We start from the raw sequence: 17,649 nt of genomic DNA, 5'->3' as shown, positions 1-17,649 counted from the left end.
GCCCGGCAGCAGCAGCACGCCGCCGCGGTCGCCTGGGTGGAGGCCGCCCTCTCGGTGGGCAGCGCGCTCGGCGGGCTGCGGTACGGCGCGCGCAGCTGGCGGGCGCCGGCCCGGCGGCAGTTGGGCGGGCTGCTGGCGGGGCTCGGACTCGCGGTGGCCGTCGCGGGGGCGGCGTCGAACCTGTACGTCCTGGCAGCGGTGGTCGCCGGGGTGGGGCTGTTCGTGGCACCGGCCATCACGGTGACCTACCTGGTGGCGGACGAGGCCGCCGCACCGGAGCACCGCACCCGGGCGGCGGCGCTGGTGAACTCGGCGTACAACTGCGGGTCCGCGCTCGGGACCGCGGGGATCGGCCTGCTGCTGGGCGGCGCTCCGGCGGGAGCGGCGAGCGGCCTGCCGCTCCCGGCCGGCTTCGTGCTGGCCGCGCTGCCCGCACTGCTGGTGGGAGCGGCCGCCCTGCGCAGGCCCAAGCCGGCCGCGACGGGTGACGCGCAGCCGGCCGCGACCGTCCTGATCCCGGCGGGTGCCGCCCAGCCCGCCGACACCCGCTGAGCCCGGTGGCGGGACGGCCCCTCCCCCCTACCCCACCACCGTGCTCAGCGCCAGGACGCCGGCCAGCGAGGTGAGCGAGAGCAGCGTGTGCGACACCGTCCAGGTCCGCAGGGTGCCGCCGACCGAGAGGCCGAAGTACTCCTTGAAGAGCCAGAACGCGGCGTCGTTCACGTGTCCGAGGAAGGCCGCACCGGAGCCCAGCGCCAGGGCGAGCAGCGCGGCGTGACCGGAGTCCAGGCCGTGGGCCATCGGGCCGATGATGCCGGCGGCCGCGACGGTGGCCACGGTGCCGGACCCGGTGGCGGTGCGCATCAGGGCGGCGACCAGCCAGGCGAGCAGCAGCAGCGGGATGTGCAGGTGGCCGGCGGCCCGGCCGATCGCCGCGTTGACGCCGGAGTCGGCCAGCGCCTGCGAGTACCCGCCGCCGGCGCCGACGATCACCAGCACGCCGGCGATCGGCGGGAAGGAGCGGGAGAGCGTCTCCTGGACCTGGCGGCGGGAGGCGCCGAGACCGTAGCCGAAGGTGCCGAGCGCCACCAGGATGGCCGCCAGCAGCGCGACCACCGGGGTGCCGAGGAACTCCAGCACCCGGTACCCGGTGCCGTGCGCCCAGCCGAAGGTGTCGCAGGCCGCCTTGAGCATCATCAGGGCGATCGGCAGCAGCACGGTGCCGAGCGTCACCGAGAACCGGGGCAGCCGGCGCGCCGCGGCGCCAGCCCCAGCGGCGGCACCGCCCGCACCGGCCGCACCCGCACCGCCCGGCGCGCCGCCACCGCCCGTGGTGAACGCCGCCAGCGCGCCGTCCGGGATCGTCGCCGACACCCGCGGCCAGGCGTACGCCGTGAACAGCGGCCCGACCACGACGGCGCACGGCACCGCGACGATCAGCCCGTACACCAGCGTCAGCCCGATCGAGGCGTGCACCGCACTGATCGCGACCAGCACGCCGGGGTGCGGCGGGACCAGCGCGTGCACGGTGGCCAGGCCGGCCATCGCGGGGATGCCGACCCGCAGCACGGGGTAGTCGGCGCGCTTGGCGATCTGCAGCACCAGCGGGACCAGCAGGACGAACCCGACCTCGAAGAACATCGACAGCCCGACCAGGCAGGCGACCAGGGTCACCGCCCACGGCAGGCCGCGCGGGCCGACGGCTCTGGTGAGGGTGGCGACGATCTGCTCGATGCCGCCGGAATCCGCCAGCAGCCGGCCGAGCACCGCGCCCAGGACGATCAGGATGCCGACTTTTCCGGTGATGTTGCCGAGGCCGGTGGTGAAGGAGTCGGCGACCTTTCCGAGGGCTTCTCCGGAGAGCAGCGAAACCGCGAAGGAACCCACCATCAGGGCCAGGAAGGCGTGCAGCTTCAGCCAGCTGATCAGGACCACGACCAACGCGATCGATATCCCGACCACCGCCAGCAGCCAGGTGTCGTGCCCGGTCCAGGCGGTCCCCGCTGCCCCGGCCCGGGCCAGCAGGGCGGACGATGATGCCAACGCTGCCATCATGCGTTTTCCTTGTCTCCGTGCGGTCCCGGCCGTTCCACGAGGGCATCCGGGATTCCGTGTTTCCGATCGGCGCCGTTTCGCGCTGCGGGGCACCGTATGCGGCCGGACTGAGGGCGCACCAGGGTCGACGGCATTGCGCTTTTTGCGTGCGGCGGAAATACTTCCGCGCATTTCGTGCATTCTGTGCACGGGCTGCTCGACGGCGGAGTTCCGCCGGCCGCGCCGGTACCCTGGCCGCATGTTCCGCCGCCCCCGTCCCCGGCTCGCCACCCAGACCCTGCTCGCGCAGGTCGCGGTGCTCGGCCTGGTGCTCGGCGGCGGCTTCGTGCTCACCGCGGACCTGCTGACCGGGTCCGCCGAGCAGAGCTACCAGCAGCGGGCCCTCGCCGTCGCCCGGGCCACCGCGGAGAACCCGGTGGTGGCCGCCCGGATCGCCGCCGGCAGCGACCCGCAGGGCGAGGTGCAGCAGGCGGCCGAAGCGGTGGCGGCCCGCACCGGGATGCTCTTCGTGGTGGTCACCGACAGCCACGGGATCCGCTACTCGCACCCCGACCCGGCGCTGCTCGGCAAGGAGGTCAGCACCGCGCCGACCGCCCTCGACGGGCAGGAGTCGGTCTCGATCCAGCGCGGCACGCTCGGCGACTCGGCGCGTGCCAAGGTGCCGCTGCGCAACCCGCGGGGGCGGGTGATCGGCGAGGTCAGCACGGGCGTGCGGCTGAGCACCGCGCTGCAGGCGGCGACGCCGCTGATCCGCCGGGAGGGCTTCTTCGCGGGCGGGGCGCTGCTGGTCGGGGCGGGCGCGGCGGCGCTGCTCACCCGGCGGCTGAAGCGGCAGACCCTGGGTCTGGAGCCGGTCGACCTCGCCGACCTGCTGCGCGAGCAGCAGGCCGTGCTGCGCGGGGTGGGCGACGGGGTGCTCGCGGTGGAGCCGGGCGACCGGGTGACGGTCTGCAACGAGGAGGCGGCCCGGCTGCTCGGCCACCCGCTGCCGCCCGGCACCGCGCTCGCCGCGGCCGGCCTGCCGCCCACCCTGGCCCGGATCCTGACGGAGCGCCGGGAACTCTGGCAGAGCGTGCTGGTGGTCGGCGAACGGGTGCTGGTGGTGACCGCGCAGCCGGTGCGGCGCGGCGAACGCAACCTGGGCCACGTGCTGACCCTGCGCGACCGGACCGAGCTGGACGAGCTGGCCCGGGAGCGCTCCGCCCTGCGGGCGCTGTCCGACGCGCTGCGGGCCCAGGCGCACGAGTACACCAACCGGCTGCACACCCTCGCCGGCCTGCTGGACACCGGCGCCACCACCGAGGCCCGGGAGTACCTGCGCGAGCTGGCGGCCGCGCCGCTGGCCACCGAGGGGCGCGACGGCGCCCGGCTGGCCGACCCCTACCTGCGCGGCCTGCTCGCCGCCAAGGCCGCCACCGCCTCCGAACAGGGGGTGGCGCTGCGGCTCGACGAGGACTCGCACCTGCCCCGCCGGCTGGTCGAGCCGCTGGACGTGGTCAGCGTGCTGGGCAACCTGCTGGACAACGCGGTCATGGCCGCGGCGCACGGGCAACGGCGGCCCGCCTGGGTGGAGTTGAGCGTGCTGGCGGAGGGCGGCACGCTGCACGTGGCGGTGCTGGACAGCGGCGACGGGGTGGCCGCGGCCGATGCCGAACGGCTCTTCCGCAGCGGCTTCACCACCCGCGCCGCGACCGACCGGGAGGGGCACGGCATCGGGCTCACGCTGGCCCGGCAGCTGGTCCTCAAGTACGGCGGCGAGCTGCGCCTGGAGCGCACCGCGGGCCCCGGGCACGGCGCGGTCTTCGTCGCGCGGATCCCGCACGTGCTGGAGCTCCCGGCGGAGCCGGCAGCCGCACTCGGCGAACGGACCGGAGGCGCACGGTGATCCGGGTCCTGGTGGTGGACGACGACTACCGGGTGGCCGAGCTGCACGCCCGCTACGTCGCGGCCGTCGACGGCTTCCAGGTGGTGGGCACCGCGCGGTCGGCCGCCCAGGCGGTGGAACTGGACCGGGCGCTGACCCCGGACCTGGTGCTGCTCGACCAGTACCTGCCGGACCGGCTGGGCAGCGAGCTGCTGCCCGAACTCGGCGCCGACGTCCTGATGGTGACCGCCGCGGCCGACGCCGCCCAGGTGCGCGCCGCGCTCGGCGGCGGCGCGGTCGGCTACCTGATCAAGCCGTTCGACGCCGCCGCGCTCACCGACCGGCTGGCCGGCTACGCCCGCTACCGGGCCCAGCTCGGCGCCGACCGCACGCTGGACCAGGAGCAGGTGGACCGTGCCCTGCGCGCGCTGCACGGCACCGACCGCGGCGGCCGCCCCCGCCGCCCGCGCTCCACCCCGACCGGCGAACGCGTCGCCGACGCGGTGCGCGGCGCGGCCGGCCCGGTCACCGCGAGCCGGGTGGCCGCCGAGCTCGGCGTCTCCCGCCCCACCGCCCAGCGCTACCTGGCCGACCTGGCGGCCGACGGCACGGTCCGGGTCGAGCTGCGCTACGGCGCCGCGGGACGCCCCGAGCACCTGTACTCCTGGCACGACCCGGGTGGGCCATGGGCCGACGGGTCGTCAGGAGCGTGACCGCATGCCGGCCCTGGACGGCGGCGTGGACGACTCCGCCTCGTCGGTGGAGGCCCGCCCCGGGGAACGGCGCATCGCGCCTGCGTGGATTGTCGCCGCGGGCGGCATACGCTGCCGAGCATGCGAGGAATCGTGCTGGCCGGCGGCACCGGGTCGCGGCTCTGGCCGCTGACCCGGGCGGTCTCCAAGCAGCTGCTGCCGGTGTTCGACAAGCCGATGGTCTACTACCCGCTCTCCACCCTGGTGATGGCCGGGATCGGCGAGATCCTGCTGATCAGCACGCCCGAGGACCTGCCGCAGTTCCGGCGGCTGCTGGGTGACGGCTCGCAGTTCGGGCTGCGGCTGGAGTACGCGGTGCAGGAGCACCCGGCGGGCATCGCGCAGGCCTTCCTGCTGGGCGAGGAGTTCCTCGACGGCGGACCGGTGGCGCTGATCCTGGGCGACAACATCTTCCACGGCGGCGGTCTGGGCACCCGGCTGGCCCGCAACACCGGGGTGGTGGGCGGGCGGATCTTCGCCTACCCGGTGGCCGATCCGCGCGCCTACGGGGTGGTCGAGTTCGACCCGACGGGCACGGTGCTGTCGATCGAGGAGAAGCCGGCCCGGCCGAAGTCCCGGTACGCGGTGCCCGGGCTGTACTTCTACGACCACCGGGTGGTCGAACTGGCCCGGGAGCTGCAGCCCAGTGCCCGCGGCGAGCTGGAGATCACCGACCTCAACCTGGCCTACCTGCGGGCCGGCGAGCTGCACGTGACCGTGCTGGACCGGGGTACCGCCTGGCTGGACACCGGCACCTTCACCACCATGGTGCAGGCGGCCGAGTTCGTCCGGGTGGTGCAGGAACGCCAGGGCTTCAAGATCGGCTGCCTGGAGGAGACCGTCTGGCGGGCCGGGCGGATCGGCGCCGGGCAGCTGCGCGAGCTGGCCGAACCGCTGCTGAAGAGCGGTTACGGGCAGTACCTGCTGGACTTGTTGGAGGAGCAGGAGTCCTGGTGAGGCTGAACGGCGCCCCGCTCGCTGCGTTGGACGGCGCCCCGCTCGCCGTGCTGAACGGCGCCCGGATCGACGGCGGCTGGTACGAGGCCGTGACCGGCTTCGCCCGCGACACCCGCTGGCTGAACACCCCGCTGGAGGACTGGAGCACCTACGGCGCCGCCTTCTTCGGCCTGCTGTTCCTGCTCGCCTGGTGGCGGGCCCGGCACCGGCCGGCCGCGGCGATGGCCGGGGTGCTCGCCGCGGCGCTCGCGGTGCTGCTCGCCTACGCGCTGAACTCGGTGGTCAAGGAGCTGTTCAAGGAGCCGCGGCCGTGCCGGGCACTGCCGCACCCCTACCTGGTCGAGGCCTGCCCGGCCCCCAACGACTACGCCTTCCCCAGCAACCACGCGGTCTTCGGCTTCGCGGCGGCGGCCGGGCTGCTGCTGGCGGACCGGCTGCTGGGGTGGCTGGCGCTGGCCGGCGCGGTGCTGCTCGGCTTCGCCCGGGTCTACGTCGGCGCGCACTACCCGCACGACGTCTTCGCCGGGGCGGTGCTGGGTGCGCTGGTGGCCGTCGTGGTGGTGCCGGTGGGGCGGCGGGTCGGGGACGCGGGGGTGGCGCGGCTGCGGGCCGGGCCGCTGCGGGTCCTGGTCGGGCCGGGGGTCGGGTAGGCGCCGGCTCAGTCCGGACCGGTGGCAGGCGGCGCAGGCGGCGCAGCGTGGCCCGGACCGGTGACCCGGTGGGCCAGCGCCACCGCCGCGACCGAGGAGTGCACGTCCAGCTTGACCATCAGGTTCTGGATGTGGGTGCGCACCGTGTTGGTGGAGAGGTAGAGCCGCCGGCCGATCTCGGCCCGGCTGAGCCCGTCGGAGAGGCAGTCGAGCACCTCGCGCTCGCGCGCGGTCAGGCTGGCCAGCCGACCGGTGTCCTCCTCCAGGTCGTCGCGGAGCGTCACCAGCTCGGCCAGCACCCGGGTGAGCAGGCGGGGCGGGATCCAGGTCTCGCCGCGCTGCACCCCGCGGATCACGGCCAGCAGGTGCTGCAGCGAGCTGTCCTTGGGCACCCAGCCGCGCACCCCGGCGCGCACCGCGGCGCAGGCCAGGTCGTCGGTGCGGGTGCCGTCGCTGAGCACGATCAGCGGCACGCCCAGCCGCTCGGGCCAGGGGGTGCCGCCGGAGTGGTCCGCGGCGGCCAGCAGGCCGATGTCGGCGACCACCACGTCCGCGTGCTGCTCCGCGGCCACCTTGCAGGCGGCCCGCATCCCGGTCACGGCGCTGGGGACCATGCCCAGGTGCCGTAACCCCAGGGCGAGCACCTCGGCGACCGAGCGGCGCCGGTCGGCCACCACGACCCGGATCTCACCGGCCATGTCCTGAGGCTGCCACCGTTGGCGGCGCCCGGCCAGCGGCGGCCGGCCGGTGGCGCCGGTGGTGACGGACGGTGGTGACGGACGGTGGACCGCGGCGCACCGGCCGGCAGTGGACTCCGTGTCCCGACTCTGTTTACCTGGAATCAACCTCCCCTCGTGTGAGGACATCGCCATGGCGACCACCAGAGATCCGGCCGGGGCCGATCAACCGGCCCCGGCCGGCCCCGCTCCCGCGCACGCCCCGCCGCTCCGGCGGCTCGTGGTCGCCGACGCCTCCCGGTTGCTCGCCGAGGCGCTGGCCATGGTGCTGACCGGCCGCGGCTACCAGGTGCTGGCCACCGCCGCCACCCGGGCCGGGCTGCTGCGCGCCGTGAGCGCCTGCCACCCCGACGCCTGCATCCTCGACCTGCAGCTGCTGGACGGGCGGGCGCTGGACACGGTCGGCCAGATCCGCGCCCGGGAGCCGCTGACCCGGGTGATCGTGCTCTCCCGGGAGATGGACCCCGGTTCGGTGGCCGCGGCGACCGAGGCCGGCGTGGTCGGGTACCTGGGCAAGGACCGCGGGCTCGCGGTGCTGGACCGGGCGCTGCGCACGGTGGCGGCGGGCGGCCGGTTCATCGAGCCGACGCTGGGGCCGCAGGCGCAGCGCCGCGCCGGCAACGGGAGCACGGACGAGGAGCCGCTGCGCTGGCTGACCCAGCGCGAGCGCGAGGTGCTGCGCCGGCTGACCGAGGGGGACGACACCACCGAGATCGCCAAGGTGCTGCGGATGACCCCCAGCACGGCGCGCACCCACGTGCAGAACGTGCTGGACAAGCTCGGGGTGCACTCCCGGCTGGAGGCGGTGGCGCTGGCCCACCAGGTGGGGATCCGGGGCGGCGCGCCCGGCGGCGCGCCCCGGCCGGCGCGCAAGTCGTAGCGACACCCAGGCACAGGTCCTGGCGCCCCCTAGGCGCCGGGCAGCGTGCGGCCGAGCTTGCGCAGCAGGTCGGCGAGGGTGTCGCGCTCGTCGGCGGTCAGCCCGGCGAGCAGGTCCGCCTCGTTGCGCACGTGCACCTCGACCGCCTCGTCGATGAGCTCGCGGCCGCGGTCGGTCAGCCGGATCAGCCGGCCGCGCGCGTCGTCGTCGGCCGTTCGGCGGGTGACCAGGCCGGCGCGCTCCAGCCGGTCGACCCGCTTGGTCACCGCGCCCGAGGTGACCATCGTCGCCCCGCGCAGCTCGCCCGCGGTCAGCTCGAAGGGGGCGCCGGAGCGGCGCAGCGAGGCGAGGATGTCGAACTCGCCCCGGCCCAGGTCGTAGCGGTCGAAGACGCGGCAGAGCCGCTCGTCGAGGGCCCAGTGCAGCCGGGTGATGCGCCCGATCACGTGCATCGGGGCGGGGTCGAGGTCGGGCCGCTGGCGGCGCCACTGGCCGACGATGCGGTCGACCGCGTCGGCATCGGCGTCGGCATCGGCGTCGAGTTCGGCGTCCGCGGCGGCGGGCGGGCGGGCGGAACCGGTGTCCTGGGTCATCGCTTGACGATCTCTTCCATGGAAACTAGTTTTCTCTTCCATGGAAAGTATCGCAGACGGCCTGGGGAGAACCGTGGACGGATACACCTGGACCTACCGCATCGAGGACGTGGACCTCGACGAACTGTCCCACCTCTACCGAGTGGCGCCGCTGGGCGACAAGCCTCCCGCGGAACTGGCCACCGTCTTCGGCAACAGCATGTTCACCTGCTTCGTCCACGCCGACGGCGCCCTCGTCGGTGCGGGCCGGGCCCTGGCGGACGGCGTGGACTGCGCCTACATCGGCCACGTCGCGGTCCACCCCGACCACCAGGGACGGGGACTGGGCTCCGCCGTCATGCGCAGGCTGGTGGAGCTCGCCCAGGGCCACAAGAAGATCATCCTCTACGCGAGCCCGGGTGCCGAAGCCTTCTACGAGCGGCTCGGGTTCCTGCGGATGAAGACGGCGATGGGTATCTGGAGCGACCCGGACCGCGCCGTCGGGATCGGTCTGCTCGATCGGGGCGACCGACCCGGCGACTGACCGGATCCGCAACCGACCGGATCCGCCCCGCTCACTTCACGGTGGCCGGCAGCACGCTGCCGCTGCCGTACTTGGCCAGCCAGCCGGGCAGTTGGTCGGCGGCGATGGCCTGCCAGAGCGCGGGGGCCTTCACCGGGTCCAGGTTGAGCGCGTCCTGCCCGTCCACCGTGATGAAGTCGCCCAGCGGTGGCTGCACGAAGGTGACCGCGCCGGTGCCCATCTGGGCCATGCCGAGCGCCAGGTCGCGCAGTTCGCCGTTGGAGAGCTGGTCGTCGACGCTGACCGCCTTCGCGGTGGCGTCCAGCAGGGTGCTCAGCTCGAACGGGTCGGTGAGCGAGATCCTGCCCACCGTCTTGGTCATCAGGGCCCGCAGGAAGTTCTGCTGGCGGGCCTCCCGGTCCAGGTCGCCGTTGGGCAGGCCGTAGCGCTGGCGCACGTAGGCGAGCGCGGTGGTGCCGTCCATGGTGGTGGTGCCGGCGGTCCAGTGGCGGTTCTGCTCGGGGTCGTAGGAGTCGGCCGGGATGGTGATGGTGACCCCGCCGACCGCGTTGACCAGCGAGGTGAAGCCGTCCCAGTCGATCGCGCCGAAGTGGTCGATCCGGATGCCGGTGTACTGCTCCACGGTCTGCACCAGCAGCGGCGGGCCGCCCCAGGAGAAGGCCGCGTTGATCTTGGCCATGCCGTGCCCGGGGATCTGCACCCAGGTGTCGCGCGGGATCGAGACCAGGTACGCGTGACTGCGGTCGGAGGTCAGGTGCAGCAGCATGATGGTGTCGGTGCGCTGGGCTCCGTAGGTCCACAGCGGGGCGCCGGCGGCGTTGCCGGTGGTCGGCAGGTCGGCGCGGGCGTCCAGGCCGACCAGCAGGAAGGTGAGCGACTGTCCGGCCTGCGGCGGCTTCACCGGCAGCTCGTTGGCCGGCAGGTTCGGCAGCGCGTTGGGGATCCGCTGGATCTCCCCCGCGTAGTGGTTGGTGCCCCACTCGACGGCGCCGACCCCGAGCATGACGAAGCCGAGCAGCAGCGCGAGCGAGGGCATCAGCACCTTGCGCCAGCGCCGGCGGCGCCGGCGGACCCGATCGTGCGGGGAGAGCGGCTCGGCCGGCGGCCGGCGCCGGAAGAACTGGCGTTCCATCAGCTCTCGCCTTCTCCCAGTGTCAGGAGTGGTCCGGGGTCAGAAGTCATCGGGGGTCAGAAGTCGTCCGGGTACGGCACCGCACCCACCAGCTGCCGGTCGGGGGCGGCCGGCTCGGGCAGCGGGAAGCCGGGCAGCAGCCGGGCCAGCCGGCGGCGCACCTCGGTGGCGTCGTCCTGCCAGGCGGCCGCGTACAGGCCGGGCAGCTCCCGGTGCACCGCCCGGGCGTCGTACCCGTCGCGCGGCGCGGTGGCGTGGATCCGCGGGTGCGCGGTGGGCAGCCGGCGCTCGTGCACCGAGAAGAGCGTCTCGTCCAGCTTCTCGCCCGGCCGCAGCCCGGTGAACCGGATCCGCGGCGGCCCGGCGTTCAACTGCCGGGCGTACCGCTGCACCAGGTCCAGGATCCGCACCGGGCGGCCCATGTCGAGCACGAACACCTCGCCGCCGCGGGCCAACCGGCCGGCCTCCAGGACCAGCCCGGCGGCCTCCTCGATGGTCATGAAGAACCGGGTCATGTCCGGATGGGTCACGGTCACCGGGCGACCGCTGCGCAGTTGGGCGGCCAGCACGTCGAGCAGCGAACCGCGGCTGCCCAGCACGTTGCCGAACCGGACCGCGGTGCAGACCGTGCCGCCGTCGCGCCCCGACGGGCCGGCCGGCCCACCGTGCCCGTCCCGCCCCGCCTGCACGATCAGCTCGGCCAGCCGCTTGGTGGCGCCGAGCACCGAGATCGGGTCGGCGGCCTTGTCGGTGGAGATCAGCACGAACCGCTCCACGCCGTACCGGGAGGCCACCCGGACCAGCCGGTCGGTGCCCAGCACGTTGGACTTGACCCCTTCGCACGGGTGCAGCTCCAGCATCGGCAGGTGCTTGTGCGCGGCGGCGTGGAAGACCACCTCGGGGCGCAGCCGGTCGAAGACGTGCTCCAGCCGGCTGCGGTCCCGGATGTCGCAGATCACCAGGTCCTCGTCGTGCCGGGGGGCACCGAACAGCTCCAGCTGCAGCCGGTGCAGGTTGGACTCGTCGTGGTCGAGCAGGAAGAGCCGGCTGGGCGCGAAGGCGTGCACCTGCCGGCACAGCTCGCTGCCGATCGAACCGCCGGCGCCGGTGACCAGCACCCGCCGCCCCGCGATGCTGCGCCGGGCCTCGGCGCCCACCACGTGGACCTCCTGACGGCCGATCAGCTGGTTGACGTCCAGGGCGCGCAGGTCGCCGCCGACCACGTCGCGCCGCAGCGCGGCGATGAACGAGGGCAGGTAGCGCACGCTCGCCCCGGCCGCGGCGGCCGCCTCGGCCACCCGGGCGAAGCGGTGCGGCGGCAGGCCGGGGATCGCCACCACCACGACCTCGATCCGGTGCGCCGCCACCAGCGCGCCGGTCCGCTCCAGCGGCCCGAGCAGCGGCAGCCGGACCCCGTCCACCGCGGCCCCGGCCGGATCGCCCTTGCCGGGATCGTCGTCCAGGAAGCCCACCGGTCGCAGGCCGAACTGCGGGACCCGCAGCAGGTCGCGGGCCAGCGCGCGGCCGGCCTCCCCGGCGCCGACGACCAGGGTGCGCAGCGGAGCGGGGGCGGCCGGCGGGCGGGCGGCGGTCATGATGCATCAGCCTCCGAGCGGGACGGGACGGGGAGCGGAACGGATCGTGGGAACGGGGCGGGCGAGGTCCGCGAGCGCCTCACAGACCCGGTCCAGCTGGGCGTCGGTCAGCCCGGGGTGCAGTGGCAGCGAGAGCAGCCGGGGGAAGAGCAGGTCGGCGCCGGGCAGCCCGCCGAGCGGGCGCAGCGCGGCCCGCCGGAAGAGGCCCAGCCGGTGCAGCGGGATGAAGTGCACGCTGCTGCCGATGCCGCGCGCGGCCAGCTGTGCCACCAGGTCGTCCCGGCTCCGTCCGTACTCCGGCAGCACCCGCAGCACGTACAGGTGCCAGGCGTGCCGCCCGGTGCCGGGCGCGGGGGCGAGCGGTGGGAGCAGGCCGGGCAGCCGGCCCAGCTGCGCGGTGTAGCGGGCGGCGAGTTCGGCGCGGCGGCGCTGCCAGCCGTCCAGCTGGCCGAGCTGGGCGCGGCCGATCGCGGCCTGCAGGTCGGTCATGTTGGCCTTCAGGCCGTCCTCGTCGACCGCGTACTGCCAGCTGCCGCCGAGCCGGTGGCGCCGCCAGGCGTCCACCGACATGCCGTGCAGGCTGGCCCGGCGCACCCGCTCGGCCAGCGCGGCGTCGTCGGTGGTGACCATGCCGCCCTCGCCGATCGGCAGGTTCTTGGTGGCGTAGAAGCTGAAGCAGGCCGCCCGGGTGAGGGCGCCGACCGGTCGGCCGCCGACCTCGGTGCCGAGCGCGTGGGCCGCGTCCTCCACCACCCTCGACGGCGGCAGCCCGGCGGCCGCGGCGAGTTCGGCCACCGGCGCGGGGGCGCCGGTGAAGTGCAGCGCGAGCAGGGCGGCCGGGCGGCCGTGGCTGCGGGCGGCGCGGGCGGTGGTGGCGGCGGTGGGCATCGCGGTGACCGGGTCGACGTCCACCAGCACCGGGCGCAGGCCGGCGTGCAGCACCGCCTGGGCGGCGCCGCAGAAGGTCAGGTCGGGCACCAGCACCAGCGCGCCGCGGGGCAGCCGCAGGGCGCGGAAGGCCAGCTCCAGGGCCGCGGTGCAGGAGCTGACGGCGACGGCGTGCCGGGCCCGCACCCGGTCGGCGAACTCGCGCTCGAAGGCGGCGGCCTGTTCACCGGTGGTCACCCACCCGGAGGCGAGCACCCGCAGGGCGGCGGCCCGGGCCTCGGGGCAGATCTCGGTGCGGGCGAAGGGGATCGGTTCCGCGGCCGGCGCCGCCGGGTCGGGCGGCGCCGGGGCGACCGGTTCCGTGGGGGGCGGCGCCGCCGGGTCGGCCGGACCGAGGACGGCCGACGGCGGGCTGGGCCGCAGGGAAGTCTCCACGCTCAGCAACCTAGGCAGCGCGGGAGACGAACGGATCCGGTGCCAGGACGAGTTCGGCTACGCCATGTGCGGATCCGCCCGGCCGCCCGGCACCGGGCGGGTTACCGTGCGAGGACAGCTGGAGGGCAGGACCGTGCTGAACCTCGACCGCCCCCGCCCCCGTGCGGACCACCGTCCCGGCGCCCTGTTCGCCGGGACCGGCTACAGCGCGCTGGCGCAGGCCGCTCCGCTGCTGGTCAACGTCGCGCTCACTCCGGTGCTGATCCGCCGGCTCGGCCTGGACCGGTTCGGTCTCTGGTCGCTGGTCCTGCTGCTGCTCTTCACCCTGACCTCGCTGGACGGCGGGGTGAGCGCCTCGCTGGCCCGCTTCTACGCCTACCGCGGGGCCCGCGGCGACCGCGCCGGGGCCGGGCGGCTGCTGCTCGGCTCGGTGCTGCTCTTCCTGGCCTTCGGGGCGCTGGTCACCGGCGCCTGCCTGCTGCTGGCGCCGGCCGTCGGGCTGTTGCACGTGGCGCCCCGGCTGCAGGCCGAGGCCGCCGCGGTGCTGCGCTGGCTCGGCCCGCTGCTGGCGCTGGCCCTGGTCTCCGACTCGGCGAGCTCGCTGCTCCAGGCGCACGGCCGGTTCCGCGCGCTGGCCGGGGCCACCGTGGCCTCCTGCGCCGCCTACGGCGTGGGCGTGCTGCTCTGGGTGCGCGGCGGCGGCGCGCTGACCGCGCTGGCGGCGGCCACCGCGGTGCGGTTCGCGGTGCTGGCGGCGGTGGCGCTGCTGCTGGGCCGACGGCACCTGGCGGGGGGTCGGCCGCTGCTGCCGGCGCGGGCCGAGCGGCGCGAGTTCCTGGGCTACGCGCTGCGGATGCAGCTGTCCGGGCTGACCGTCTTCCTGAACGGCGAGATCGACGCCTTCGTGATCGCCGCGCTGCTGCCGGTGCGCTACGTCGGCATCTACGCGGCCGGCTACCAGGTGGCCGCCGCGCTGCGCAGCCTGCCGCTGTACGCCTTCCCTCCGGTGCTGACCCGGCTCACCGAGGTCTACGCGGCCGGCGGCACGCCCGCCGCGGTGCGCGAGTACCGGCTGCGCCAGGGGCACTGGCTGCCCGCGGTGCTCGCCTACGGCGCGGTCACCACGGTGGCGGCGCCGTTCGCGGTGCGGGCCTGGCTCGGGCCGCAGTTGGCGTTGGCCGGGGCGGTGGCGGCGGTGCTGCTGGCGGGGTACAGCGTGCACGTGGCGCTGACCGGGATGCGCACCTGCCTGGTCCGCGCGGTGGGCCGCCCGGGGCTGGAGACCCGCTACTCCTGGTTCGCCACCGTGGTCAACACCCTGCTCACGGTGCCGCTGGCGCTCGCCTTCGGCACCGTCGGCGTGGTCGCGGCCACCGCGGTCGGGCTGGTCGCCGGCTCGCTGCGGTTCGTGGCGCTCTGCCGCCCGCTGCTCGGCGCCGACCCGGAGCGCCCGGCCGCCGCCGACCGCCCGGCAGGGCGCCTGCGGCTGCGCCCGGTCGTGGCGGGTGCGGCGGCGGTCGCGGTCACGGTGGGCGGCGAACTGCCGCTGCTGCGGCTCGGCTGGCACGGGCTGCTGCCGCTGCTGCTGGCCGGGCTGCCGGTGCTGGCGGGCCTGACGGTGGCGGCCGCGGCGCTGGGGCTGCTGCCCGGGCGCTCCGAGCCCGACTCGACCGGGGTGGAGCCGTCATGAGCAAGGTCCTGATCATCGGCCAACTGGACGGCTACGCCAACCAGCTGAAGCCCGTACGGATCGCCCGCTTCCTGGGCGACCGCGGCCACCAGGTCACGCTCGCCGACACCTACCTGCTCAGCCGCGCCGGCAGCACCCGCGGCACCCGGGCCGCCCGGCTGCCGGCCGCCACCCCGGGCCGGCTCGCCCTCTACGCCACCGAGGCGGCGAGCTCACTGCTGCTCCGCCACAGCCGCACCGCCCGGCACCGCCTCTCCTGCCCGCTGCTGCTCGCCGACCACCGGCTGCGCCGCCTGATCCTGCGCCGCGCCCTGCCGCTGGCCGAGTTCGACCTGGTGATCTGCGAGGACCCCTACGACGCGGGCGTGCTGGCCGGTGCGCCGACCCGCACGCTCTACGACTGCCCCACCCCCTGGGCCGACGAGCTGTACCACGAAGGACGCCTGACGCCGCGCCAGCACCGCCGGATGCGAGGGCTGGAGGCGGCGCTGTTCGAGCGGGTGGACCACCTGGCCTTCCACTGGGAGTCCTACGCCCGCTACGCGGTGACGCACTACGGCATCAGCGGCCGCAACCTGATGACGCTGAACTTCGGTTGCGTGCCCGCGGAGCGCCGCGCGCACTTCGCCGCCCCGCCGCGGATCGCCTACCTCGGCTCGCTCAGCTCGCGCTTCATCGACCTGCCGCTGCTGGCCCGGCTCTCCCGGCAGTACCCGGCGATCGACGTCTGGGGCGGCCCGCCGCCCGACCCGCGGCTCGGCCTCACCTACCGCGGCTACGCCGAGCGGCCCGAGGTCCTGCTCGACTACCAACTGGGCCTGATCACCTGCACCAGGGACGAGCTGCGCCGCGACGGCTTCTCCGCCAAGCACCTGGAGTACTTCGCGCACGGCCTGCCGGTGCTGGTGCCCGCCTGGCGCCGGAACCTGGCGGACCTGCCCGGCTCGGTGCCCTACACCGAGGCCGACTTCCGTTCGGTGATCACCCGGTTCGCCGAGCCGGCGCACTGGCAGCGGTTCAGCGACCTGGCCCGCGCCCGGGCCGAAGAACTGGCCTGGGACCGGACCCTGGAGCCGCTGGCCGAGCTGCTGGACCGGCTGCCCCCGCGCCCGGACGGACGGTCCGACCACCGGCCGGGAGCGCCGTGACGGCCGACCCGACGGTGGGAGCGGACCCGGGGGTGGGGGCCGACCCGGCGGGCACCGGGCGACCGGCCGTGCCGACCAGGGCGTGCGAGCCGAGCACCCCGTCCGGGGGCGGCGCGCTGGGCGGGGCGGGGCGGCGGACCGCGACCGGGAGCAGCGCGGCGGCCACCAGGGTGAAGCTCAGCCAGTCGTTCACGCCGAACGACCAGGGCCGCTCCAGGCAGCAGGCGACCAGGACCGGCGCCAGCACGCAGGCGGCCGGTGCCACGCCGGCCAGGCCGCCGCGCAGCAGCAGGTAACCGAGCAGCAGCAGGAAGATGCCCAGCCCGATCGCCCCGCCCGCGTAGAGCACGTCGAGCCACTGGTTGTGCGTCGAGTAGGTGAGCGCCACCGGGATCTCACCGATCTGGTACAGGTCGGACCAGGCCTTGGCGCCGAACCCGTACAGCGGCGAGCCGGGCAGCTGCTGGCGGGCCAGCTGCCAGAAGTAGGCCCGCTGGGAGAGCGCGTTGGGGTTCAGCGGCAGGAACGGCAGCACCACGCCCACCACGGCCGCGCCGATGACCGCACCGACCGCGAGCAGCGCCGGGCCACCCGCCGGCCGGGAGGGTCCGAGCGCCGAGCGGGACGGTTCCAGCGCCGGCCCGGGCGGTTCGACCGGCCCGCGTGGCACGGTCGGCGGCAGCCGCCGCGGTGCGGGCTCGCCCGGGCGCCGCCGCTCCTCCTCGGGCAGCCGGGGCCGCAGCAGCACCACCAGCAGCAGCGCGACGCCCGCCGCGGCGATCGACTGCCGGCTGCCGGTGGCCAGCACCACCAGGGCCGCGTAGCCGGCCAGCAGCCCGCGGGAGCGCCCGCGCAGCCCGAGCCAGATGAACGGCACGGAGAGCGCGACGAGCAGCCCGAAGGTGTTCTCGTTGCTGAAGACCCCGGTGTAGAGCACCCCGAGCACCCCGCACTTGTCGCTGCGGCAGTCGCGGAACGCACCGGCGCCCACCAGCAGCGCCTGCACGCCGCTGAGCACCACCAGCAGCAGGCCCGTCATCGCGGCCCCGAGCAGGGCCGGACGACCGGGCGTGGCCACCGCGGCGGCCAGCAGCACCAGGATCAGCACCACCTGGCGGCTGGCGAAGAGCTGGTGGCCGTTCAGGCCGTCGGCGACCGCCAGCTCCAGGCAGAGCCCGGCGGCGATCAGCGGGGCGATGTTGAGCCGGGCCCGGCCGCTGACGCAGCGCAGCACCAGAAAGGCGATGCTGCCGACCAGCAGCACGGCGTTGACCGCCTGGTCCACCCGGTAGGCGCCGGCCGGCAGGCCGACCTCGGGGTTGCCGAACACGTCGGTGACCACCGGCTGCTGGCCGGTGGCGAAGCCGGCGGCGACGGTGGGCAGGCTGCCGGCCAGGCCGACGGCGAGCACCAGGGTGGTGGTCATCGTCCAGTCGCGGGCCCGACGGGCACGCACCACGGCGACCAGCATCGGGATCAGCGCCAGCAACGCGGTGATGCCGAGGACGAGGGCGGCGGTCTGCGGGGACACGGCGGGCCTGGCCGGTCGGCGGGCCTAGTCGCGGCTCTGGTCGGGCCGGCCGCGGGCGCTGAGCACCGGCATGCCGTCGGCCAGCGGGCCGTAGGGCGGGGTGGTGGCGTCGTCGCCCGGGCCGCCGGGCGGCCGCGACCCGGCACGGCCGGGCGTCTCGGGCCCGGCGGCAGCGGCAGCACCCGCGGCACCGGCGGCCTCAGCGGCCGGGCGCACCGG

At 75.6% G+C, this 17,649-nt stretch carries 15 protein-coding genes and 1 pseudogene; 8 read left to right on the top strand and 8 right to left on the bottom strand.

From position 1 onward, the window contains the following. Positions 1 to 552 (top strand): MFS transporter (locus ACQRUO_RS32525; protein WP_428319721.1); only part of this gene is annotated, 552 nt, incomplete at its 5' end. 27 nt (positions 553 to 579) lie between these two features. On the opposite strand, the gene ACQRUO_RS32520 is transcribed toward ACQRUO_RS32525, so the two are convergent. Continuing rightward, a complete protein-coding gene (locus tag ACQRUO_RS32520; protein ID WP_428319720.1) occupies positions 580 to 2,055 on the bottom strand; it encodes a gluconate:H+ symporter in 1,476 nt (491 codons plus the stop codon). Positions 2,056 to 2,293: 238 nt separating this feature from the next. Here ACQRUO_RS32520 and ACQRUO_RS32515 point away from each other — a divergent pair, with 238 nt between their 5' ends. The 4 genes from ACQRUO_RS32515 to ACQRUO_RS32500 all read left to right on the top strand — a co-directional run bounded on the left by ACQRUO_RS32515 (position 2,294) and on the right by ACQRUO_RS32500 (position 6,278). Then, positions 2,294 to 3,940 carry an ATP-binding protein gene (locus tag ACQRUO_RS32515; protein WP_428319719.1) on the top strand — a complete coding sequence of 549 codons (1,647 nt, stop codon included), beginning with the start codon at positions 2,294 to 2,296 and terminating at the stop codon, positions 3,938 to 3,940. Then, a complete protein-coding gene (locus ACQRUO_RS32510) occupies positions 3,937 to 4,632 on the top strand; it encodes a response regulator (RefSeq protein ID WP_428319718.1) in 696 nt (231 codons plus the stop codon). The genes ACQRUO_RS32515 and ACQRUO_RS32510 overlap by 4 nt, the downstream gene beginning before the upstream one ends. 120 nt (positions 4,633 to 4,752) lie before the next feature. Beyond that, a complete protein-coding gene (gene rfbA / locus ACQRUO_RS32505) occupies positions 4,753 to 5,628 on the top strand; it encodes a glucose-1-phosphate thymidylyltransferase RfbA (RefSeq protein ID WP_428319717.1) in 876 nt (291 codons plus the stop codon). Then, positions 5,625 to 6,278, top strand: coding sequence for a phosphatase PAP2 family protein (locus ACQRUO_RS32500; protein WP_428319716.1), 654 nt, complete (start codon positions 5,625 to 5,627; stop codon positions 6,276 to 6,278). The genes rfbA and ACQRUO_RS32500 overlap by 4 nt, the downstream gene beginning before the upstream one ends. 8 nt (positions 6,279 to 6,286) lie before the next feature. Here ACQRUO_RS32500 and ACQRUO_RS32495 read toward each other — a convergent pair whose 3' ends face one another. Then, positions 6,287 to 6,976, bottom strand: a complete 690-nt coding sequence (locus ACQRUO_RS32495) for a LuxR C-terminal-related transcriptional regulator (protein ID WP_428319715.1) — start codon at positions 6,974 to 6,976, stop codon at positions 6,287 to 6,289. A gap of 172 nt (positions 6,977 to 7,148) precedes the next feature. On the opposite strand from ACQRUO_RS32495, the gene ACQRUO_RS32490 reads away from it, so the two are divergent. Next, the gene (locus ACQRUO_RS32490) at positions 7,149 to 7,895 is read left to right on the top strand and encodes a LuxR C-terminal-related transcriptional regulator (RefSeq protein WP_428319714.1); all 747 of its coding nucleotides are present in this window, start codon (positions 7,149 to 7,151) and stop codon (positions 7,893 to 7,895) included. A gap of 29 nt (positions 7,896 to 7,924) precedes the next feature. On the opposite strand, the gene ACQRUO_RS32485 is transcribed toward ACQRUO_RS32490, so the two are convergent. Beyond that, positions 7,925 to 8,488 (bottom strand): MarR family winged helix-turn-helix transcriptional regulator, encoded by a 564-nt coding sequence (locus ACQRUO_RS32485; protein ID WP_428319713.1) that lies wholly within the window; start codon positions 8,486 to 8,488, stop codon positions 7,925 to 7,927. A gap of 40 nt (positions 8,489 to 8,528) precedes the next feature. Between ACQRUO_RS32485 and ACQRUO_RS32480 the strand changes: the two genes are divergently transcribed. Further along, a complete protein-coding gene (locus ACQRUO_RS32480) occupies positions 8,529 to 9,011 on the top strand; it encodes a GNAT family N-acetyltransferase (RefSeq protein WP_428319712.1) in 483 nt (160 codons plus the stop codon). A gap of 31 nt (positions 9,012 to 9,042) precedes the next feature. On the opposite strand, the gene ACQRUO_RS32475 is transcribed toward ACQRUO_RS32480, so the two are convergent. Genes ACQRUO_RS32475 through ACQRUO_RS32465 form a run of 3 tightly spaced genes read right to left on the bottom strand, consistent with a single transcriptional unit; the run spans position 9,043 to position 13,061 of the window. Continuing rightward, entirely contained in the window at positions 9,043 to 10,143 is a 1,101-nt protein-coding gene (locus ACQRUO_RS32475) for an LCP family protein (protein ID WP_428319711.1), read from the bottom strand. A 56-nt stretch (positions 10,144 to 10,199) separates the two neighbouring features. Next, on the bottom strand, positions 10,200 to 11,738 hold the full coding sequence (locus ACQRUO_RS32470) for a polysaccharide biosynthesis protein (RefSeq protein ID WP_428319710.1): 1,539 nt from the start codon (positions 11,736 to 11,738) through the stop codon (positions 10,200 to 10,202). Between the two features lie 6 nt (positions 11,739 to 11,744). After that, complete coding sequence (locus ACQRUO_RS32465) at positions 11,745 to 13,061, bottom strand: DegT/DnrJ/EryC1/StrS family aminotransferase (RefSeq protein ID WP_428319709.1); 1,317 nt, start codon at positions 13,059 to 13,061, stop codon at positions 11,745 to 11,747. Positions 13,062 to 13,167: 106 nt separating this feature from the next. On the opposite strand from ACQRUO_RS32465, the gene ACQRUO_RS32460 reads away from it, so the two are divergent. Then, on the top strand, positions 13,168 to 14,751 hold the full coding sequence (locus tag ACQRUO_RS32460) for a lipopolysaccharide biosynthesis protein (protein ID WP_428319708.1): 1,584 nt from the start codon (positions 13,168 to 13,170) through the stop codon (positions 14,749 to 14,751). A gap of 1,017 nt (positions 14,752 to 15,768) precedes the next feature. Here ACQRUO_RS32460 and ACQRUO_RS32455 read toward each other — a convergent pair. Beyond that, the gene (locus ACQRUO_RS32455) at positions 15,769 to 17,430 is read right to left on the bottom strand and encodes a hypothetical protein (RefSeq protein ID WP_428319707.1); all 1,662 of its coding nucleotides are present in this window, start codon (positions 17,428 to 17,430) and stop codon (positions 15,769 to 15,771) included. Between the two features lie 24 nt (positions 17,431 to 17,454). After that, positions 17,455 to 17,649 (bottom strand): annotated as a pseudogene (locus ACQRUO_RS32450) (hypothetical protein); the annotation flags it as partial.

This window comes from Kitasatospora sp. LaBMicrA B282, from assembly GCF_050325825.1.
In the GTDB taxonomy this organism is placed as follows: Bacteria; Actinomycetota; Actinomycetes; order Streptomycetales; family Streptomycetaceae; genus Kitasatospora.
Note: the sequence above shows the minus strand (reverse complement) of the source record. Positions and strands in the feature narration are given on the sequence as shown.

Coding starts and splice junctions, on each gene's coding strand:
- ACQRUO_RS32490 (WP_428319714.1), top strand. CDS start 7,149: ATGGCGACCACCAGAGATCCGGCCGGGGCCGATCAACCGGCCCCGGCC.
- ACQRUO_RS32470 (WP_428319710.1), bottom strand. CDS start 11,738: ATGACCGCCGCCCGCCCGCCGGCCGCCCCCGCTCCGCTGCGCACCCTG.
- ACQRUO_RS32495 (WP_428319715.1), bottom strand. CDS start 6,976: ATGGCCGGTGAGATCCGGGTCGTGGTGGCCGACCGGCGCCGCTCGGTC.
- ACQRUO_RS32475 (WP_428319711.1), bottom strand. CDS start 10,143: ATGGAACGCCAGTTCTTCCGGCGCCGGCCGCCGGCCGAGCCGCTCTCC.
- ACQRUO_RS32485 (WP_428319713.1), bottom strand. CDS start 8,488: ATGACCCAGGACACCGGTTCCGCCCGCCCGCCCGCCGCCGCGGACGCC.
- ACQRUO_RS32520 (WP_428319720.1), bottom strand. CDS start 2,055: ATGATGGCAGCGTTGGCATCATCGTCCGCCCTGCTGGCCCGGGCCGGG.
- rfbA (WP_428319717.1), top strand. CDS start 4,753: ATGCGAGGAATCGTGCTGGCCGGCGGCACCGGGTCGCGGCTCTGGCCG.
- ACQRUO_RS32480 (WP_428319712.1), top strand. CDS start 8,529: ATGGAAAGTATCGCAGACGGCCTGGGGAGAACCGTGGACGGATACACC.
- ACQRUO_RS32515 (WP_428319719.1), top strand. CDS start 2,294: ATGTTCCGCCGCCCCCGTCCCCGGCTCGCCACCCAGACCCTGCTCGCG.